This is a genomic window from Rhodobacteraceae bacterium LMO-JJ12, assembly GCA_021555075.1.
GTDB lineage: Bacteria > Pseudomonadota > Alphaproteobacteria > Rhodobacterales > Rhodobacteraceae > JAKGBX01.
In genome coordinates, this window is record JAKGBX010000001.1 from 1,054,247 (window position 1) to 1,070,411 (window position 16,165).

Genomic DNA, 16,165 nt, shown 5'->3' on the forward strand with positions numbered 1-16,165 from the left:
GTTGCGTCAAAAAAGAGGCGCCATCGCGGCGCCCCTTGTTTTACTCGTATTTTGCTGAGGCTCAGTCGCGCTCAAGGCACATGGCCACGCCCATGCCGCCGCCGATGCAAAGCGTGGCGAGACCTTTCTTGGCGTCGCGCCGCTTCATTTCGAACAATAGCGTGTTAAGAATACGCGCGCCCGAGGCACCGATCGGGTGACCGATGGCAATCGCGCCGCCGTTGACGTTCACAATCGCCGGGTCCCAACCCATGTCTTTGTTCACCGCACAGGCTTGCGCGGCAAAGGCTTCATTAGCCTCTACAAGGTCCAGATCCTCAGGTTTCCAACCGGCCTTTTCCAGCGCCTTGCGGCTGGCATAGATCGGGCCCGCGCCCATGATCGACGGGTCAAGGCCCACGGTGGCATAAGACGCGATCCGCGCCAGCGGCTCGATACCGCGTTTGGCGGCATTCTCGGCGCTCATCAACAAGGTACCAGCCGCCCCGTCGTTCAGCCCCGAAGCGTTTGCTGCCGTGACCGAACCATCCTTGGTGAAGGCCGGGCGCAGCTTCTGCATCGCTTCCATCGTGGCGCCGTGGCGGATATATTCGTCGGCGTCCACGACGATGTCGCCCTTGCGGGTTTTGATCGTGAAGGCCACGATCTCATCGACGAATTTACCGGCTTTCTGCGCCGCTTCCGCCTTGTTCTGGCTGGCGACGGCGAATTCATCCTGTTGGTCACGGCTGATTTGCCATTTTTCGGCGACGTTCTCTGCGGTCTGGCCCATGTGATAGCCGTTGAACGCGTCCCAGAGGCCGTCACGGATCATCGAATCGATATAGTTCACATCGCCCATCTTGGTGCCCGCGCGCAGATGCGCGACATGGGGGCTGAGGCTCATGTTTTCCTGGCCACCGGCCGCCACGATATCGGCTTCGCCCGTCAGGATCTGCTGTGCTCCAAGTGCGACGGCGCGCAGGCCCGAGCCACAAACCTGATTGATGCCCCAAGCCGAGCTTTCGATGGGCAGGCCGGCGTTGACATGGGCTTGGCGCGCCGGGTTCTGGCCTTGGCCGGCACTCAACACCTGACCGAGGATGGTCTCGGAGACTTCACCCTTTTCGATCCCTGCGCGGGCCACCAGCTCTTGCAGAACGGCGGCACCCAGATCATGCGCGGGCGTATTGGCAAACGCGCCCGTAAACGAGCCCACGGCAGTGCGTGCAGCGGAGGCGATAACGACATTGGTCATGAATGAGATCCTCTTCCCTCTTGGGTAGGGGCGAATCTCTGCCACAAATGTGTCGGGGGCGAACCCCGCACAGGCCGCCCCCGGCCCGGTTCCCGATTTTCATAGCGGATTTGCCGCGCTGCGGCAACTGCTGGATCACCCAAGGGAAGGTTGCGCAATGTCGCAGTCTCAGGCCGACGCACGGATATGCTCTTGCCAGGTCGGGTAAATCGTCGGTGCGCCATAGTAATAACCCTGAAGACAGTCGACCCCGATGTCGACCAGATAGGCGGCATCATTCGCATTTTCGACAAATTCCGCGACGGTAAACATATCGAATTGTTGGGCAATACTGACCAGCGCGCGGGTCAAGACCTGATTGTCGGGGTTGGCATGTATGCCGCGAATGAACTGACCGTCGATCTTCAGTAGATCGAACATGAAATCCCTGAGATAGCGGAACGAAGTGAACCCGGCCCCGAAATCATCAAGCCCAAAGCTGATTCCCTTGGCTTGCAGCGCCGACATGAAATTGGTCACCAGTTCGGGCACCAACATGGCCGAACTTTCGGTGACTTCGAGAATCAGCCGCTCTGCGGCCGTGGCATCGCGTTGCAGCCCGCGTTTAAGCGTACGCGTCCAGCGTTCATAACCGATCGAGCGGGCCGACATGTTGATCGAAAGCCGAAGCCCCGGCTCCTGAGCCAGCGCCTTAAGTCCCATTTCCAGCGCAAGGCAATCCATGATTCGCCCGGTCTCGGTTTCTTCGATCTGCACGATGAAATCGCGGGCCGGAATGATCCTTCCGGTTTCGTCCCGCACCCTCAAGAGGCCCTCATAAAACGCCACCTTCTCTGGCCGCTGCGCTTGTACGATGGGTTGATAGGCCAAAAGCACCTGCTTGTGGTGCACCGCCTCTTCCACCATCTGCAAAACCGAACGGTTGCGCGATTGCACGGCATAGTTCAGCGGATCTTCGTGACCGGCCGGAACGTCCGCCCATTTCCCCTTGCGCCTGCGTGACATTCCGCCCTCCGTTGCCCGATTGCTCCCTGCAATTGCGGTGATATTGGCGGGCAATTCCCTAAGAATACGTGAAGCCTCGAATTTTATCGAAAGCCGTGCGTCAGAAGGGCGGGCTGAGGGGGAGCGGCGGCACATGCAAACCGACCGCGGGCGGGCTCAATCGTCGGGGCGCGAGAGAGCGAAACGTTCCGAAATCACCGTGTAATCACGATACCCCAACCGCGCCAGAGGGCGGAAACGAGTGATGTCAAAAATACCGTCCACCAGACAATCATCGCGCAGATGAATGCCAGTGACCGTGCCGAAACAGACGAAATTCGCCTCTCCCTCAAGCTGGATAATCTGGCTCATCCGACATTCCAGCGCCGCTGGCGCACCGGCCACACGGGCGCAATCAATCGTTTCACAGGCTGCGCGGCTCAGACCGGCATGATCGAACTCCGACACGTCGGCGGGCAGGGTGGCCGAGCTCAGATTCATCGCATCGGTCATTTCCTCAGCCACCATGTTCACACAAAACACGCCGGTCTCGCGGATATTGCCGAGACTATCCTTGCTTCCATCGCGATCTGCCTTGGTTCCGGTCGTGGCAAACATCACCTGTGGCGGCACATAGGCGCTGCCATTGAAAAACGAATAGGGCGCCAGATTGTCCACCCCGTTCTTGCCCCGAGATGAAATCCAACCAATCGGACGCGGCACGATCAGCGCATTGAACGGGTTGTGGGGCAGGCCGTGGCCATCCTCGGGGCAATAGAACATGCTGGCGCGTCCTTTTCTCGGTTTGCCCCGGTTTTAGGCGCGTGTTAGGGGCGATGCCAGCCACAAAAGACAAGGGGCAGGGCCGGTGTATAAATTCACCCCCGAAAGTGATTCGGATTGGTGGGAGGTCGAAGCGCTGTTCGATCTCTGCTTTGCGCCGGGCCGCAATGCGCTTTCGTCCTATCGGTTGCGCGACGGTGTGGCGCCCCTGAAAGACCTTTCGCTGGTCGCACGCGACCCACAGGGCATCGCGGGGGGTGCAATCCGCTACTGGCCGGTCAGAATCGCACCCGACCATGGCCAAAGCCTGCGCGCCTTGTTGCTTGGCCCCGTCGCCGTGCATCCCACACATCAGGGCGAAGGGCTGGGCCGCATGCTGATTCGTGAAAGCCTCGCATTGGCGCAGGCCAAAGGCTGGGACCGGGTGATGCTGGTGGGCGATGCGCCCTATTATGGCCGCTTCGGATTCACCCGTCTCGACACCATCGAAATGCCCCCTCCGACCAACCCAGAGCGGGTTCTCGGCCTCTCTCTCACCCCCGGCGCCTGGGACGGGATTAGCGGCAAAGTCATCCGCGACGCTTGAAATCCGCACCCGGACGGCCAATCTCTCTAGGGTGCGCCGCGTTTGATCCAAATGGTGGATATGACGCAAAGCGCGCGCAACATTGACGGGGCGTGGGCCTTTCGCACTATCCTCTGTCAGGAAAACTGCAAAAGGCTGTTGTCATGGAGATCCTTGAGTCCCCCCCCGCCACGCTCGATGTCGAGGCCGAGCTTGCGGCCATCGCCAAACGCTATCGCTCCGCTTCGGGCGCGGGTATTCAGCTTTTGAACCTGATCGGTGGCCAAACCGAAAACCTGCTCGAAAAACTGCCCGAAGGCGTGCGCGCGCGCCTGTCCGGCCAAACCGAATCCGCGCTGCGTTTCGCGCTCAAGGCGGCGCATGGCTCGCGCAAGACGGTGCCGGATCAGCCGGGCTGGCTCAACACCGCGGTCACCACGGCCATGGGCGCGGCGGGCGGCTTTGGCGGCTTGCCTTCGGCGCTGGCCGAACTTCCGATCACCACAACGGTCCTGCTGCGTGCCATAACGGGCATCGCCGTCGAACATGGCTTCAACCCCGAAGAAGAGGGCGTGCAATTTGACGCCATTCAGGTCTTTGCCGCCGCCGGTCCGCTCGATCACGACGATGGGGCCGATCTCGCCTTTATCACCACGCGCGTGCTGGTCACCGGCTCCGCCCTTCAGGGCTTGATCGCGCGGGTGGCGCCCCGGCTGGCCACGGTGCTGGGCCAGAAACTGGCGGCGCAAACGGTGCCGATCCTCGGTGCTGTGGCGGGCGCGGCGACCAATTACACCTATACCAGCTATTATCAGCAGATGGCGCATGTGCATTTCGGGCTGCGCCGCCTCGCCATCACCTCTGATCGCGATCACGCCGAACTGGTCGAAGACCTGCGCCAATTGGTGCGCAAACCGCTGGTCAAACACGCCTCCTGAGGGGGCGACCGCCCTTCATCTTTCCCCAAATACTCCCGCGCGGAGCACTCCTGCCGTCGCCCCATGCGCAACGCCGCCACACTCAACCACAGTGCAGACAAACGCGGGTGTGAAGCTTCCTCCCGGCTGGCGCGCTCAGTCTATCGCCCAGCCCTGATCGCGCAGGTTTTCCATCACCGCCGGGCGCACCGATTGCTCGCCACGATCGCGCGCATCACAAATCACCTTGTAGAGCACATCAAGATCAAGCTGGCGGATCATGTTCTTCACCGGCCCGATCGACGCCGGGCGCATGCTCAGCGTGTCCAGCCCGATTGCGGCGAAACATGCCGCCTCCACAGGCCGCCCCGCATCCTCACCGCAAAACGACAGCGGCGTGCCAGCGCGCTTGCACCGCTCAACGATCTGCTCAAGCAGGCTCATGAAGCTGACGTTCAGCGTGTCATAGCGCTTGCGCACCCGCTCGTTTTCGCGATCCGCCGCATAGAAGAACTGTTTGAGATCATTGCCGCCGATCGACAGAAACCCGACCTCTTCAAAGAACTTGTCGGGCGCAAAGGCAAGCGAGGGCGTCTCAAGCATGGCCCCCACCTCCAGCGTCTCAGGCAGCGGATGGCCGAGAATTTTCTCGCGCGCGATGGCTTTGTCCAACTCGGCCACGGCACCGCGATATTCCGAAAACTGGGCGATAAACGGAAACATCACGCTCAGGGGCCGCCCATTGGCGGCGCGCAAGAGCGCCTGAAGCTGCATCCTAAGAACGCCCGGCTTGTCCAGCCCCACCCGGATCGCACGCCAGCCCATCGCCGGGTTGGGTTCGTCCTGCGGCGCCATATAAGGCAACACCTTGTCCGACCCGATGTCGAGCGTGCGAAAGATCACCCGCTTGCCATGCGCGGCGTCCAGCACTTTGGCATAAAGCGCGGAAAGCTCGCTGCGTTTGGGCAGCGAACTGCGGGTCAGAAACTGCAACTCGGTGCGAAACAGCCCCACACCCTCGGCGCCCGATCCCTCCAGCGATGGCAGATCGGCCATCAACCCGGCGTTCATATGCAGCGCAACCTGCCGTCCGTCCCGGCTGATGGCCGGTTTCTCGCGGATTGAGGCGTAACGCTCTAGCGCCTGCGTGTGCATCGCCATCTTGTCGCGAAAGGCGACAACCACGCTGTCATCGGGGCGCAAATGCACGGCACCATGATCGCCATCAATCAAGATATGATCGCCGTTCAACGCCTCGGTGGTGACCTTGCCCGCATGGATGACCAGAGGAATCGCCAACGCGCGCGCCACAATCGCCGCATGCGAGCCGACCGAGCCTTCCTCAAGCACGATACCCCTGAGCGAGCGACCATAATCGAGCAGCTCCGCCGGGCCGATATTGCGCGCCACCAGTACGGGATCACCGGGCATTTCCGCCCCGGTCTGCGCCCCTTGTCCGGTCAGAATGCGCAGCAATCGGTTGCTGAGGTCATCGAGATCATGCAGCCGCTCACGCAGATACTGATCCGTCACCCGCTCCATACGCGCCCTTGCGGTGGATTGCTCCTTGTCCACGGCCGCCTCGGCACTCAACCCCCGCCCGATGTCTTCCTCCATGCGCCGCATCCAGCCCTTGGAATTGGCGAACATGCGATAGGCTTCCAGAACCTGCATCTGCTCGGCGTCGCCGCCCCGCGCACCGTCCAGCATCTGGTCGACACTGACACGCAACTGCTCAACCGCCTCATGCAGCCGTTCTAGCTCGCGGTGCGGATCATCCGCGATCAGATTGGTGACAACAACCCGCGGCTCGTGCAGCCAGACATGCCCCTCGGCGGTGCCTTCCTGGCCAATCAGACCGCGAAACAGCGCAGGTTGCGTGTGGCGCGGCGCAAAGGCCGCCCCTTCACCGACAAATGCGCCCAGTTCGGCCATTTCGGCCAGAACCATGGCGACCACTTCCATGGTCTCGACTTCAACTTCCGAAAACTTGCGCGCGATTTTCGATTGCATCACCAATACGCCAAGATTCTCCCCCAGCCTCTGGATCGGCAGACCCAGAAAGCTCGAAAAATTCTCTTCGCCGGTCTCGGGCATATAACGAAAACCCCGTTCCGATGGCGCATCTGCGGTGTTGATCGCCTTGGAATACTTTGCCACCCGCCCGACCAGACCTTCGCCCAGTTTCAGCCTTGTCTGATGAACCGAATCCGGTTTCAGCCCTTCGGTGGCACAGAGTTCCAGCGTTTCCTGATCGCGGAAAAGATAGACCGAGCAGACCTCGCAATGGGTCTCATCGGCAATCAGTTGGGTGATCTGGTCCAGCCGGGCCTGACCCGCACTGTCCTCGGCCATAACCCCGCGCAGCCGACCCAAAAGCCTGCGGCTGTTGGTCCTGTGTTCTTCGCCGTCTGTCATTGCGTTCGGCATCCCTTGGTTGGCGCACCTTCCCTTTTATGTACACACCTGTGGCGTGACATTTTTGTGAAAGTTCACCGTTTCACGGGTATAATGACGGGCGCGCCCGGCAAGTGCCACGAAAAACCGGGCAGGTGGGCGAATTTCTCGCACCCTACGCACCGTCGCCCACAAGCTGGGCACCGCCGCTCGATTGCGCGCATTTCGTGAACCGATGCCTGAATCGTCTCTGTTATGCGAGCGCAAAACCGCCTCAGACGGCTTTTTCCAACTCGAACGCATCATGTAGCGCCTGCACGGCCAATTCCATGTATTTGCGATCGATCAGCACGGAAATCTTGATTTCCGACGTGGCGATGACCTTGATGTTGATGCCTTCGTCGCTCAGTGTCTTGAACATCTTTGCGGCCACGCCCGACTGGCTGCGCATGCCGATGCCAACGGCGGAAACCTTGGCGACTTCTTTATCGGCGACCAGATCGTGAAAATTGATGTCCCCGTCGGCTTTGGCATCATCCATCGCCTTTTGCGCGCGCTTCACCTGATCAATCGGACAGGAAAAGGTCATATCGGTGCGCCCCTCTTCCGAAATGTTCTGAATGATCATATCCACATTCACACCGGCCTCGCTCAGCGGGCCGAAAATGGCGGCGGCGATACCGGGGCGGTCGGCCACACTCATAAGCGTCATCTTGGCTTCGTCGCGGCTATAGGCGATGCCTGAAACGGGTCGGTTTTCCATAACTTCCTCCTCGGCGCACACCAGAGTCCCGGCGTCGTCGGATTGTTCCTCAAAACTGCTCAGCACCCTGAGTTTCACATTATAACGCATGGCCAACTCGACCGAGCGGGTCTGCAAGACCTTCGCCCCCAAACTGGCCAGCTCCAGCATTTCCTCAAACGCGATCTTGTCGAGCTTGCGTGCCTTGTCGGTAATGCGCGGGTCGGTGGTATATACGCCGTCCACATCCGTATAGATATCACAACGCTCCGCCCCAAAGGCCGCAGCAAAAGCCACCGCCGTGGTGTCGCTGCCGCCCCGGCCCAGCGTGGTGATCCGCCCCTCGGGGCTGACCCCCTGAAAGCCAGCAACCACCGCAACCCGCATACCCTCACCGAACTTGGCGTTGATATTATCGGTCGGAATTTCCTCGATCCGCGCGGCGGAATGCGCGTTGCTGGTCTTCACCGGCACCTGCCAGCCCTGCCAGCTGCGCGCCGGCACGTCCATCTCCTGAAGCGTCAGCGCCATCAGACCGGCGGTCACGTTCTCGCCCGAACTCACCACCGCATCATACTCGCGCGCGTCATAAAGCGGGCTGACCTCATCAACCCAGCCGACCAACTCGTTGGTGCGTCCCGACATGGCCGACACGATAACGATCACGTCATAGCCCTTGGCCACCTCAACGCCCACGCGTTTGGCCACGCGGCGGATGCGGTCGATATTGGCGACAGATGTGCCGCCGAATTTCATCACGAGAACAGGCATGTGATTTTCCTGCAAGAACTGGTTGCGCGCGGTTTAGAGCCTCCCGCGCACAAGGGCAAGATGGCAAGATAAACACCTGCGCCGCCCGTTGCGCCAATTAAATCAGAACGGATGCGCCCGCCCGTCCCAGGTTTCAAAACAGCCCGTCGTGTCCAAAGACAATGCCTCAAACCTCTGCATCAATCCGCCAGCGGCTTGCTCTACACTGATCTCGGCGGTGCCGCCCCCCATGTCGGTGCGCACCCAACCGGGATGATAAATCCCCACGGCGATGCCGATCCCCTTCAGATCCACCGCCAGATTGCGCCCCAGATTGAGCGCCGCCGCTTTTGATGAACGATAGATATACGACCCACCCGGCGCACGCTCGTCGCTGGCCATCTGGCTGGAAATAATGGCGATTTTTGCGCCTTCGCGGGTCTGTAGCTGCGCCAGAAGGCTCTGCACGCTCAAAAACACGCCGGTCACATTGGTGGCAAAGCTTGTCGCCCACATCTCGGGCGGATAGCCATCCGCCAGGTTCTGCCCCTTGTCGAGGTAAACCCCCGCGTTGCACACCAGAAGATCAACCGCTTTCCCGTCCATCGCCGCCGCCATGGCACGGTGCGACTGCGGATCACAGACATCAAGCTTCACGCCCGCCGACCCATCCCGCGACGTCCCGGTCACGTCCCACCCTTGCGCGCGATAGGCCTCGGCCATCGCAGCACCAATGCCGCGATTGGCTCCGGTAATCACTACATGTTTCGCTGTCATTTTGCCGATCTCCTGCCGAAAGCCAATGCGTTTGGCGCATCTTCGCACCCCACGGCAAGGCTCACAACCTCAGTTCGACTTGCGGCCCGGTCGGAAGGGCAGGGGGGAGACCGGCACACCATCCTCGATCAGCTTTTTGGCCTCTTCGAGCTTGGCCTCGCCATGGATTGGCCGTTCCGGCGCATCTCCATCATGAATCGCGCGCGCCTCGCGGGCAAATTCCATGCCGACATAATCGGAATTCGTCTCGACATGCCGCTTGAGCGCTGCCAGCGCCTGTTCTGCCGGGCTTGCCGGGGTGCTCAGCGCCCCTTCGTGTTGCGATGCGGTCTTGCGCGCCGTGCTCACCTGCGGCGCCATGATCGCCTTTTCCACTTGCCCGGATCCACAGACCGCACAGTCCACATGACCAGCGGCTTTAAGCGCCTCAAAAGCCGCAGCCGATTGAAACCAGCTATCAAACTGATGTCCGTCACTACATTTGAGCGTGAATCGGATCATTCTCCGCATCCATCCTTGCAATAGTCACTCAATAGATAACCCACCAGCGCCGCCATGCAAGAGCGCCGCCCACGCCTGCCCGACACGATCACTTCCTCAGATACTTCGGATCGAAGGTCTTGAGGATCTGCGCCAGTTCGGGCTCCTTGACCAGCGTTGCGGCCTTCTTCGGCGACACCCACTTGCGTTTGCGCTGTCCCGCCTCGGGAAATTCCTTGGCAAGCTTGGCCACTTTCACAGGATAGATCATCGCCACACAGGGCAGCAGCGTGTCGTCGTCAACCCGCTTGGTATAGGAATAGAGCCCCAGACATTGCTCATAGGCCTTGCCAATCACCCCGGCTTCTTCCCACGCTTCGGTCAGCGCGCCTTGCCCCGGTGTCTCGCCGCTCATTGGCCAGCCCTTGGGGATGATCCACCGGTTGGTCCCGCGTGAGGTAATCAGCAATATTTCGGGCTTGCCCTTGGTCAACCGCCAGCACAGCGCCGCAAACTGCGTGCGCATATCGCCTTTGCGCTCTGCCAAAACCGAAATCGGCAATTGCTTTGTGCGGTGCAGGGTCATCCTTCGCCCGATTTTGCTTGGTGTCAGCGGTTTCTTCACGTGTTTCCAGACAAAGCTAATTGGCGCTGGCGGATTTTTCCAGCATTTGCCGCCCCAAAAATCCGCAATCCCTTCAACATGTGCCCATCACGCCGCAAAACGCTGCGACATCTGGTGGCCTGCGCCGCGTAATCACGCCCCAAGACGCGATCAGGCCCTATGCGCGCCATCGGCCAGAGATTTAACAAATCCCAGAACATCGCTCACCGTGTCACCATTGGCGATCTTGCTTACAATCGCGCTGCCCACCACCGCGCCATCTGCGACGCTTGCAATCGCTTGCGCCTTTTCAGGCGTGTTAATGCCAAACCCCACGATCACCGGCAGATTGCCCGCCGCCTTGATCCGCGCCACATCGGGCGCCACATCCACGGCCTCGGCTTCCGCCGATCCGGTGATCCCGGTGATCGAGACATAATAAACAAAGCCGGATGTGTTGGTCATCACCTTTGGCAGGCGCTTGTCATCTGTCGTCGGTGTCGCCAGCCGGATAAAGTTTAACCCCGCCGCCTGTGCGGGCAGGCAAAGTTCCTCATCCTCCTCCGGGGGCAGGTCGACGACGATCAAGCCATCAATTCCCGCCGCCTTGGCATCGACCAAAAACCGATCCACTCCGCGATTGTAGATCGGGTTGTAATACCCCATCAGCACAATCGGCGTCGTGTCGTCGCCCTTGCGAAACTCGGTGGCAAGCTCCAGCGTCTTTTGCAGTGTCATGCCGCTTGCCAATGCGCGCTGCCCGGCCATCTGAATCGTCGGCCCATCGGCCATCGGGTCGGTAAACGGCAAGCCCAGCTCGATCACATCGACACCCGCTCCCGGCAACCCCTTGACGATCTCAAGCGAGCGCTCAAAATCCGGATCGCCCGCCATCACATAGGCAACAAAGGCTTTCTTGCCCTCACCCTTCAATTGGGCGAACTTGGCGTCGATACGTGTCATTGGGTAACTCCCGCGAAAATACCTCCGCGGGGTTTGCAGAATATCACCGCAGAAATCAACGGCGGAAATCAACCTGTCCTCCCGCGACGACCGGGCGTTGCGTTAAGATTTGGCATTAAGATTTTGGCAAGCATTGCCCGGCAGCCGGGCAGCAGCCGGAAGTCAGACGCGAGTCACCCCCCTGATTTCGCACCGTGCGGTGGCGTTAACCGGGCTTGACCGCGACCCAATGGGTCTCATACATGCCCCCCGCACCCCTGCGAAAAAAGGACAGTTCTATGGGTTTCAGAATGGGTATCGTTGGTCTGCCGAACGTCGGCAAGTCCACGCTTTTCAACGCGCTCACACGCACCGCCGCCGCCCAGGCCGCGAACTTCCCGTTCTGCACGATTGAGCCCAACGTGGGCGAGGTCGGCGTTCCCGACGAACGCCTTGATAAACTTGCCAAAATTGCCGGTTCCAAACAAACGATTCCGACCCGTATGACCTTTGTCGACATCGCCGGATTGGTCAAAGGTGCGTCCAAAGGCGAGGGGCTTGGCAACCAGTTTCTGGCCAATATTCGCGAGGTTGACGCCATCGCCCATGTGCTGCGTTGCTTTGAAGATGGCGACGTCACCCACGTCGAAGGCCGCGTCGATCCGGTTGCCGACGCCGAAACGATTGAAACCGAATTGATGCTTTCTGACATCGAATCGATTGAAAAACGCATGGTCAACATCACCCGCAAGGTCCGCGGCGGCGACAAAGAAGCAGTGCAGCAAGAACGCCTTTTGAAACAGGCACTTGCCGTGTTGGAAGAGGGGAAGCCCGCGCGCGTCGTTTCGGTTGATGAAGATGATCTGCGCGCTTGGAGAGGCCTCCAGCTTCTCACCACCAAGCCGGTTCTTTATGTTTGCAACGTGTCCGAGGAAGACGCCGCCGAAGGCAACGCGCTTTCCGCCGCCGTCGCCGAGATGGCCACGGCGCAGGGCAATTCTCATGTCGTGATCTCCGCGCGCATCGAAGAAGAGATCAGCCAGCTTGAAGACGAAGAAGCCACAATGTTTCTCGAAGAAATGGGGCTGCACGAAGCCGGGCTCGCCCGCCTCATTCGCGCCGGTTACGAATTATTAAACCTCTCCACATATTTTACAGTTGGCCCTAAGGAGGCCCGCGCCTGGACGATCAAGCGCGGCACAAAGGCACCGCAAGCTGCCGGCGTGATCCACGGCGACTTTGAGCGCGGATTTATCCGCGCCGAAACCATCGCCTATGACGATTTTGTTAACCTTGGCGGCGAAAACCCGGCCAAGGAAGCGGGTAAAATGCGCGCAGAAGGCAAGGCCTATGTGGTGCAGGATGGTGACGTTCTGCACTTCCTGTTCAATACCTGAGCGGGGCAAGTTTGCCTTTTTGTGACACCTGCGCTATGGTCGTCACATGAAAATCGCGATGTAAGTCTATGATTTCCAATACCTGTTTGCGCAAACGCGAGCAGGGGTATGGCGGCGTGCCAGCCCGGCCCAGTCCAGATCGGTATCGCAGGCAATCGGTTTTGGCCCCGAAACGGCCCGCTCTTCCATATCTGAAAACCTTGAAAACGGCGCTCAAGCGCCGGTCAAAAACGATAAGGAGCAGACCAATGGCAACAGCCCTCAAGAAATCTGTAACGGCTGATTTTAACCCCGATGAAACCTTTGATAAAACCTCTGACACGCAAGATCTCGACCCGACCGAAGTGCGCAAGAAAGCCGGGTTGAGCGTTGAGGAAATGGCCGCACTCATGGCGATGAGCGAGTTTGGCTACAACGCCTGGGAACGCGGCCAGCGCCGCCCCGGCGGCCCAGCATATCAGCTTTTGCGTTTGCTTGACGATGACCCGACGACGGTCGCCAAAGCGCTTGCCCCGTAAGGTTTTCGCCACAGCTAGTGAAGAACTTTCATTCGGTCACGTCGCCGCCGTCTCGTCAAAAGATGAGTGTGGCGCTGTCGTGACCGTATGACCATGGCTTCCCCGAAGTATCCGAGAATACTCTGTAAAATAAGGGAAAATACAGCCTAGCCATTCATCAGCTCGGGCAGGATCGTAACGATCTGCGGGAAGACAGTGATCAAGACGACGCCTGCAAGAAGCAGCAAAAAGAACGGAAACGCCGCCTTTGCCACGCGCAAAATGTCGATGCCTGTCAGCCCTTGAATTACAAACAGGTTGAAACCGACCGGCGGCGTAATCTGGCTCATCTCAACAACAATAACCAGGTAGATACCAAACCAGAGCGGGTCGATACCGACGGCTGTCACCATCGGCATGATGATCGACGTGGTCAGCACGATGACCGAGATACCATCTAGAAAACATCCCAGGACGATGAAGAAAATGGTCAGCGCCACCAGCAAGGTCGAGACCGAAAGATCCATGCCCGCAATCCACGTTGCCAGATTGCGTGGCAACCCGGTAAACCCCATCGCCACCGACAGAAATGCCGCCCCCAGAAGGATCAGCGCAATCATGCAGGAGGTGCGGGTTGCCGACATCACCGCTTGGCCAAACAGCTTCCAGCTGAACGCGCCTGAGAGCCAGGCCAGCAAACTGGCCAACACGACACCAAGCGCCGCCGCATCGGTGGGTGAAGCGAGGCCTGCATAGATCGAGCCGATGACACCGCCAATCAACAAAGCAACTGGGATAAGTCGCCGGGAAGCTTTGAATTTTTCCCGCCAGGTAAAGCTCTCTTCGATCGGCGGTATAAGACCGGGATTCATCCAGGCACGCACCGCGACATAGCCCGCAAACATCGCGATCAGCATCAGGCCCGGCAGAACCCCGGCGATGAAAAGCCGTGCGATAGATTGCTCGGTCGCCACGCCATAGACGATCAGAATGATCGACGGCGGAATAAGCAGCCCCAAGGTGGCCGACCCGGCAAGCGTGCCAAGGATCAGGCTTTCGGGATAGCCCCGTTTCGTCAATTCGGGCACGGACATACGCCCGATGGTGGCGGCTGTCGCGGCTGATGAGCCAGAAACGGCGGCGAAAATCGCGCAGCCAAATACGTTGACATGTAAGAGCCGCCCCGGAGCACGGCTTAGCCATGGGACAAGCCCGCTGAACATATCGTCGCTCATGCGAGATCGCAGCAGGATTTCCCCCATGAGGATAAAGAGGGGCAGGGCGGTCAGCGCCCAAGAGTGTGAGTGACCCCAGAACGTCGTGGCAAGGATCAGCCCCGAGGGTGCGTTGGAAAAGAAGACCAGCGCTGCGAGGCCAACAAGCGTGAGCGCAACCGCGACCCAGACCCCCGCCGCAAGCAGCCCTATCATGAGCGCCAGCAACGTCAGTGCAATCATCGGATCGGTCATGACTATACCTCATCCGGGGTTGAAAGGATGGGCTTGCCGGCCAAGAGCAGATCGACAAATGTATGCAGTATCGCAACAAGCAGCAGGCCTAGCCCGAAGGTGGCGATACTCTGCGGGATCCAGAGCGCCACGGGAATGATACCTGGCGAGACATCGCCATAATGCAAGCTTTCACCGACAAGACCGCCCATGAACCACACGGCATAGCCAACCAGCGCCGCGGCAAGGACCAAAACGAAACCTTCGAGAATGAACTGCACTTGTTGAGGGAATCTGTCAGCCACAAGGTTGACGCGGATGTGGCCGCCCGCGCGCAGCGTATGCGCGAGTGCCAGGAATGTCGCTCCGGCGAGCATAAAGCCGGAAAAATCAGCGTAAGATGGAATGGTAGAGGGGAATGTGCCGGGGCTGATACGCCCGACGGCGTTCAGAATGATCTGCACGCTGATCAGCAGGCAAATACATATGATCAGCCCGCCTGCAAGCGCGCCACAAATATCATAAAGTTTTTGAAGTGCCTTGCTCATGGTGTCCCTGCCTTGTTGGAAGCAATAGGGCCGACAACCAGGTTCGGCTGTCGGCCAGACGGGAGCTAAGCCCTAGTTATTGTTGTAGGCGTCAAGAATAGCCTTCGCGCTATCGGAGGCTTTGGTCTGCCAGCTTTCAAGCATCTGTTTCCCGATGCCTTGCAAACCTTCAACCAGCTCGGGGCTGGGGTCGTATACGACGATGCCGTTTGTCGCCAGCTCAGCAGTCTTGCTTTCGGCTTCTGCCATCGACATTTCCCAGCCGCGTTTTTCTGCAACAGCAGCGGCATCCAGAACGGCTTTTTGTGTGGCTTCGTCAAGGCCATCAAAGACGCGCTGGTTGACCACCACGATGTTCTTGGGAACCCATGCGTTGATCGGGCTGTAGTGGGTGACAAAGTCCCAAGCGGTCGAGTTTACACCGGTTGAGGGGGATGTGATCATCGCTTCCACCTGTCCTGTCGAAAAGGCTTGCGGAATGTCGGGCGCTTCGATCTGAACCGGTGCTGCACCGGTAAGCGCCGCAAATTCTTCGAGGGCTGCGTTGTAGGCGCGGAAGCGAAGCCCGTTCAGATCGTCGACCGTATTGATTTCGCCGTTGGTATAAAGCCCTTGGGCTGGCCAGGCGACCGAAAAAAGCGGCTTGAGCCCCTGTTCAGCCAATAGCTTGGTGATGACGGGCTTTTGCGCATCCCAGAGCTTTTGGGCTTCTTCATAGCTGGTTGCCACAAAAGGCTGGCTGTCCAGCCCATAGGCGAGATCCTCGTTGGACAGTCGTGACAAGAAGAACTCCCCGATCGGAACCTGCCGGTTGCGCACCGCATTCTTGATTTCAGCATGAGGAAAGAGCGACCCAGCCGAATGGATGGTTATGTCGAGGCCATTATCTGTGGCGGCGCGCACATCATCGGCAAATTGCATTATGTTCTGGGTGTGGAATGTTGCATCGCCATAGGGTGTCGGCATATCCCAGCTTTCGGCTGTGGCGGATGTCGCAAATGCAAAAGCGGCTGCGCAGAGAAGTACATGTTTCATAATTAGTCTCCCTTGTTGAACCGGCGATCTGTTGTCACCGAGTGTTCTAGGTTGATTGTTAA

General features: G+C 59.3%; 16 protein-coding genes. 4 read left to right on the forward strand and 12 right to left on the reverse strand.

Features of this window, described 5'->3' with window-relative positions; genetic code table 11:
* Window positions 1-61 precede the first annotated feature (61 nt).
* From LZG00_05050 to LZG00_05060, 3 genes are all read right to left on the reverse strand, one after another.
* Complete coding sequence (locus tag LZG00_05050) at window positions 62-1,237, reverse strand: acetyl-CoA C-acetyltransferase (GenBank protein ID MCF3593362.1); 1,176 nt, start codon at window positions 1,235-1,237, stop codon at window positions 62-64.
* Window positions 1,238-1,405: 168 nt separating this feature from the next.
* Complete coding sequence (locus LZG00_05055; GenBank protein ID MCF3593363.1) at window positions 1,406-2,242, reverse strand: EAL domain-containing protein; 837 nt, start codon at window positions 2,240-2,242, stop codon at window positions 1,406-1,408.
* 156 nt (window positions 2,243-2,398) lie between these two features.
* Window positions 2,399-3,004 carry a flavin reductase family protein gene (locus LZG00_05060; GenBank protein MCF3593364.1) on the reverse strand — a complete coding sequence of 202 codons (606 nt, stop codon included), beginning with the start codon at window positions 3,002-3,004 and terminating at the stop codon, window positions 2,399-2,401.
* Window positions 3,005-3,089: 85 nt separating this feature from the next.
* On the opposite strand from LZG00_05060, the gene LZG00_05065 reads away from it, so the two are divergent.
* Window positions 3,090-3,590, forward strand: a complete 501-nt coding sequence (locus LZG00_05065) for an N-acetyltransferase (protein MCF3593365.1) — start codon at window positions 3,090-3,092, stop codon at window positions 3,588-3,590.
* Between the two features lie 143 nt (window positions 3,591-3,733).
* Entirely contained in the window at window positions 3,734-4,507 is a 774-nt protein-coding gene (locus LZG00_05070) for an EcsC family protein (GenBank protein MCF3593366.1), read from the forward strand.
* A gap of 135 nt (window positions 4,508-4,642) precedes the next feature.
* Here LZG00_05070 and ptsP read toward each other — a convergent pair whose 3' ends face one another.
* From ptsP to trpA, 6 genes are all read right to left on the reverse strand, one after another.
* Complete coding sequence (gene ptsP / locus LZG00_05075) at window positions 4,643-6,904, reverse strand: phosphoenolpyruvate--protein phosphotransferase (GenBank protein ID MCF3593367.1); 2,262 nt, start codon at window positions 6,902-6,904, stop codon at window positions 4,643-4,645.
* A gap of 253 nt (window positions 6,905-7,157) precedes the next feature.
* Window positions 7,158-8,396 carry an aspartate kinase gene (locus LZG00_05080; GenBank protein ID MCF3593368.1) on the reverse strand — a complete coding sequence of 413 codons (1,239 nt, stop codon included), beginning with the start codon at window positions 8,394-8,396 and terminating at the stop codon, window positions 7,158-7,160.
* A 102-nt stretch (window positions 8,397-8,498) separates the two neighbouring features.
* Complete coding sequence (locus LZG00_05085) at window positions 8,499-9,152, reverse strand: SDR family NAD(P)-dependent oxidoreductase (protein MCF3593369.1); 654 nt, start codon at window positions 9,150-9,152, stop codon at window positions 8,499-8,501.
* A 69-nt stretch (window positions 9,153-9,221) separates the two neighbouring features.
* Window positions 9,222-9,653 (reverse strand): DUF1178 family protein, encoded by a 432-nt coding sequence (locus tag LZG00_05090; GenBank protein ID MCF3593370.1) that lies wholly within the window; start codon window positions 9,651-9,653, stop codon window positions 9,222-9,224.
* Between the two features lie 88 nt (window positions 9,654-9,741).
* Window positions 9,742-10,218, reverse strand: a complete 477-nt coding sequence (locus LZG00_05095; protein ID MCF3593371.1) for an NUDIX hydrolase — start codon at window positions 10,216-10,218, stop codon at window positions 9,742-9,744.
* A 189-nt stretch (window positions 10,219-10,407) separates the two neighbouring features.
* The gene (gene trpA, locus LZG00_05100) at window positions 10,408-11,199 is read right to left on the reverse strand and encodes a tryptophan synthase subunit alpha (protein ID MCF3593372.1); all 792 of its coding nucleotides are present in this window, start codon (window positions 11,197-11,199) and stop codon (window positions 10,408-10,410) included.
* Between the two features lie 278 nt (window positions 11,200-11,477).
* Between trpA and ychF the strand changes: the two genes are divergently transcribed.
* Together ychF and LZG00_05110 are read left to right on the forward strand one after the other, a co-directional pair.
* Window positions 11,478-12,575 carry a redox-regulated ATPase YchF gene (ychF, locus tag LZG00_05105; protein MCF3593373.1) on the forward strand — a complete coding sequence of 366 codons (1,098 nt, stop codon included), beginning with the start codon at window positions 11,478-11,480 and terminating at the stop codon, window positions 12,573-12,575.
* A gap of 248 nt (window positions 12,576-12,823) precedes the next feature.
* Window positions 12,824-13,093, forward strand: a complete 270-nt coding sequence (locus LZG00_05110; GenBank protein MCF3593374.1) for a hypothetical protein — start codon at window positions 12,824-12,826, stop codon at window positions 13,091-13,093.
* 146 nt (window positions 13,094-13,239) lie between these two features.
* On the opposite strand, the gene LZG00_05115 is transcribed toward LZG00_05110, so the two are convergent.
* The 3 genes from LZG00_05115 to LZG00_05125 all read right to left on the reverse strand — a co-directional run bounded on the left by LZG00_05115 (window position 13,240) and on the right by LZG00_05125 (window position 16,103).
* Window positions 13,240-14,541, reverse strand: a complete 1,302-nt coding sequence (locus LZG00_05115) for a TRAP transporter large permease subunit (GenBank protein MCF3593375.1) — start codon at window positions 14,539-14,541, stop codon at window positions 13,240-13,242.
* Window positions 14,542-14,543: 2 nt separating this feature from the next.
* Window positions 14,544-15,068, reverse strand: coding sequence for a TRAP transporter small permease (locus LZG00_05120; GenBank protein MCF3593376.1), 525 nt, complete (start codon window positions 15,066-15,068; stop codon window positions 14,544-14,546).
* A 72-nt stretch (window positions 15,069-15,140) separates the two neighbouring features.
* On the reverse strand, window positions 15,141-16,103 hold the full coding sequence (locus tag LZG00_05125; GenBank protein ID MCF3593377.1) for a TRAP transporter substrate-binding protein: 963 nt from the start codon (window positions 16,101-16,103) through the stop codon (window positions 15,141-15,143).
* Window positions 16,104-16,165: the final 62 nt, after the last annotated feature.

What these genes read in the sequence shown, in the direction of transcription:
- LZG00_05050 (MCF3593362.1), bottom strand. Translation starts at nt 1,237, where the DNA reads ATGACCAATGTCGTTATCGCCTCCGCTGCACGCACTGCCGTGGGCTCG.
- LZG00_05055 (MCF3593363.1), bottom strand. Translation starts at nt 2,242, where the DNA reads ATGTCACGCAGGCGCAAGGGGAAATGGGCGGACGTTCCGGCCGGTCAC.
- LZG00_05060 (MCF3593364.1), bottom strand. Translation starts at nt 3,004, where the DNA reads ATGTTCTATTGCCCCGAGGATGGCCACGGCCTGCCCCACAACCCGTTC.
- LZG00_05070 (MCF3593366.1), top strand. Translation starts at nt 3,734, where the DNA reads ATGGAGATCCTTGAGTCCCCCCCCGCCACGCTCGATGTCGAGGCCGAG.
- ptsP (MCF3593367.1), bottom strand. Translation starts at nt 6,904, where the DNA reads ATGACAGACGGCGAAGAACACAGGACCAACAGCCGCAGGCTTTTGGGT.
- LZG00_05080 (MCF3593368.1), bottom strand. Translation starts at nt 8,396, where the DNA reads ATGCCTGTTCTCGTGATGAAATTCGGCGGCACATCTGTCGCCAATATC.
- LZG00_05085 (MCF3593369.1), bottom strand. Translation starts at nt 9,152, where the DNA reads ATGACAGCGAAACATGTAGTGATTACCGGAGCCAATCGCGGCATTGGT.
- LZG00_05090 (MCF3593370.1), bottom strand. Translation starts at nt 9,653, where the DNA reads ATGATCCGATTCACGCTCAAATGTAGTGACGGACATCAGTTTGATAGC.
- LZG00_05095 (MCF3593371.1), bottom strand. Translation starts at nt 10,218, where the DNA reads ATGACCCTGCACCGCACAAAGCAATTGCCGATTTCGGTTTTGGCAGAG.
- trpA (MCF3593372.1), bottom strand. Translation starts at nt 11,199, where the DNA reads ATGACACGTATCGACGCCAAGTTCGCCCAATTGAAGGGTGAGGGCAAG.
- ychF (MCF3593373.1), top strand. Translation starts at nt 11,478, where the DNA reads ATGGGTTTCAGAATGGGTATCGTTGGTCTGCCGAACGTCGGCAAGTCC.
- LZG00_05110 (MCF3593374.1), top strand. Translation starts at nt 12,824, where the DNA reads ATGGCAACAGCCCTCAAGAAATCTGTAACGGCTGATTTTAACCCCGAT.
- LZG00_05115 (MCF3593375.1), bottom strand. Translation starts at nt 14,541, where the DNA reads ATGACCGATCCGATGATTGCACTGACGTTGCTGGCGCTCATGATAGGG.
- LZG00_05120 (MCF3593376.1), bottom strand. Translation starts at nt 15,068, where the DNA reads ATGAGCAAGGCACTTCAAAAACTTTATGATATTTGTGGCGCGCTTGCA.
- LZG00_05125 (MCF3593377.1), bottom strand. Translation starts at nt 16,103, where the DNA reads ATGAAACATGTACTTCTCTGCGCAGCCGCTTTTGCATTTGCGACATCC.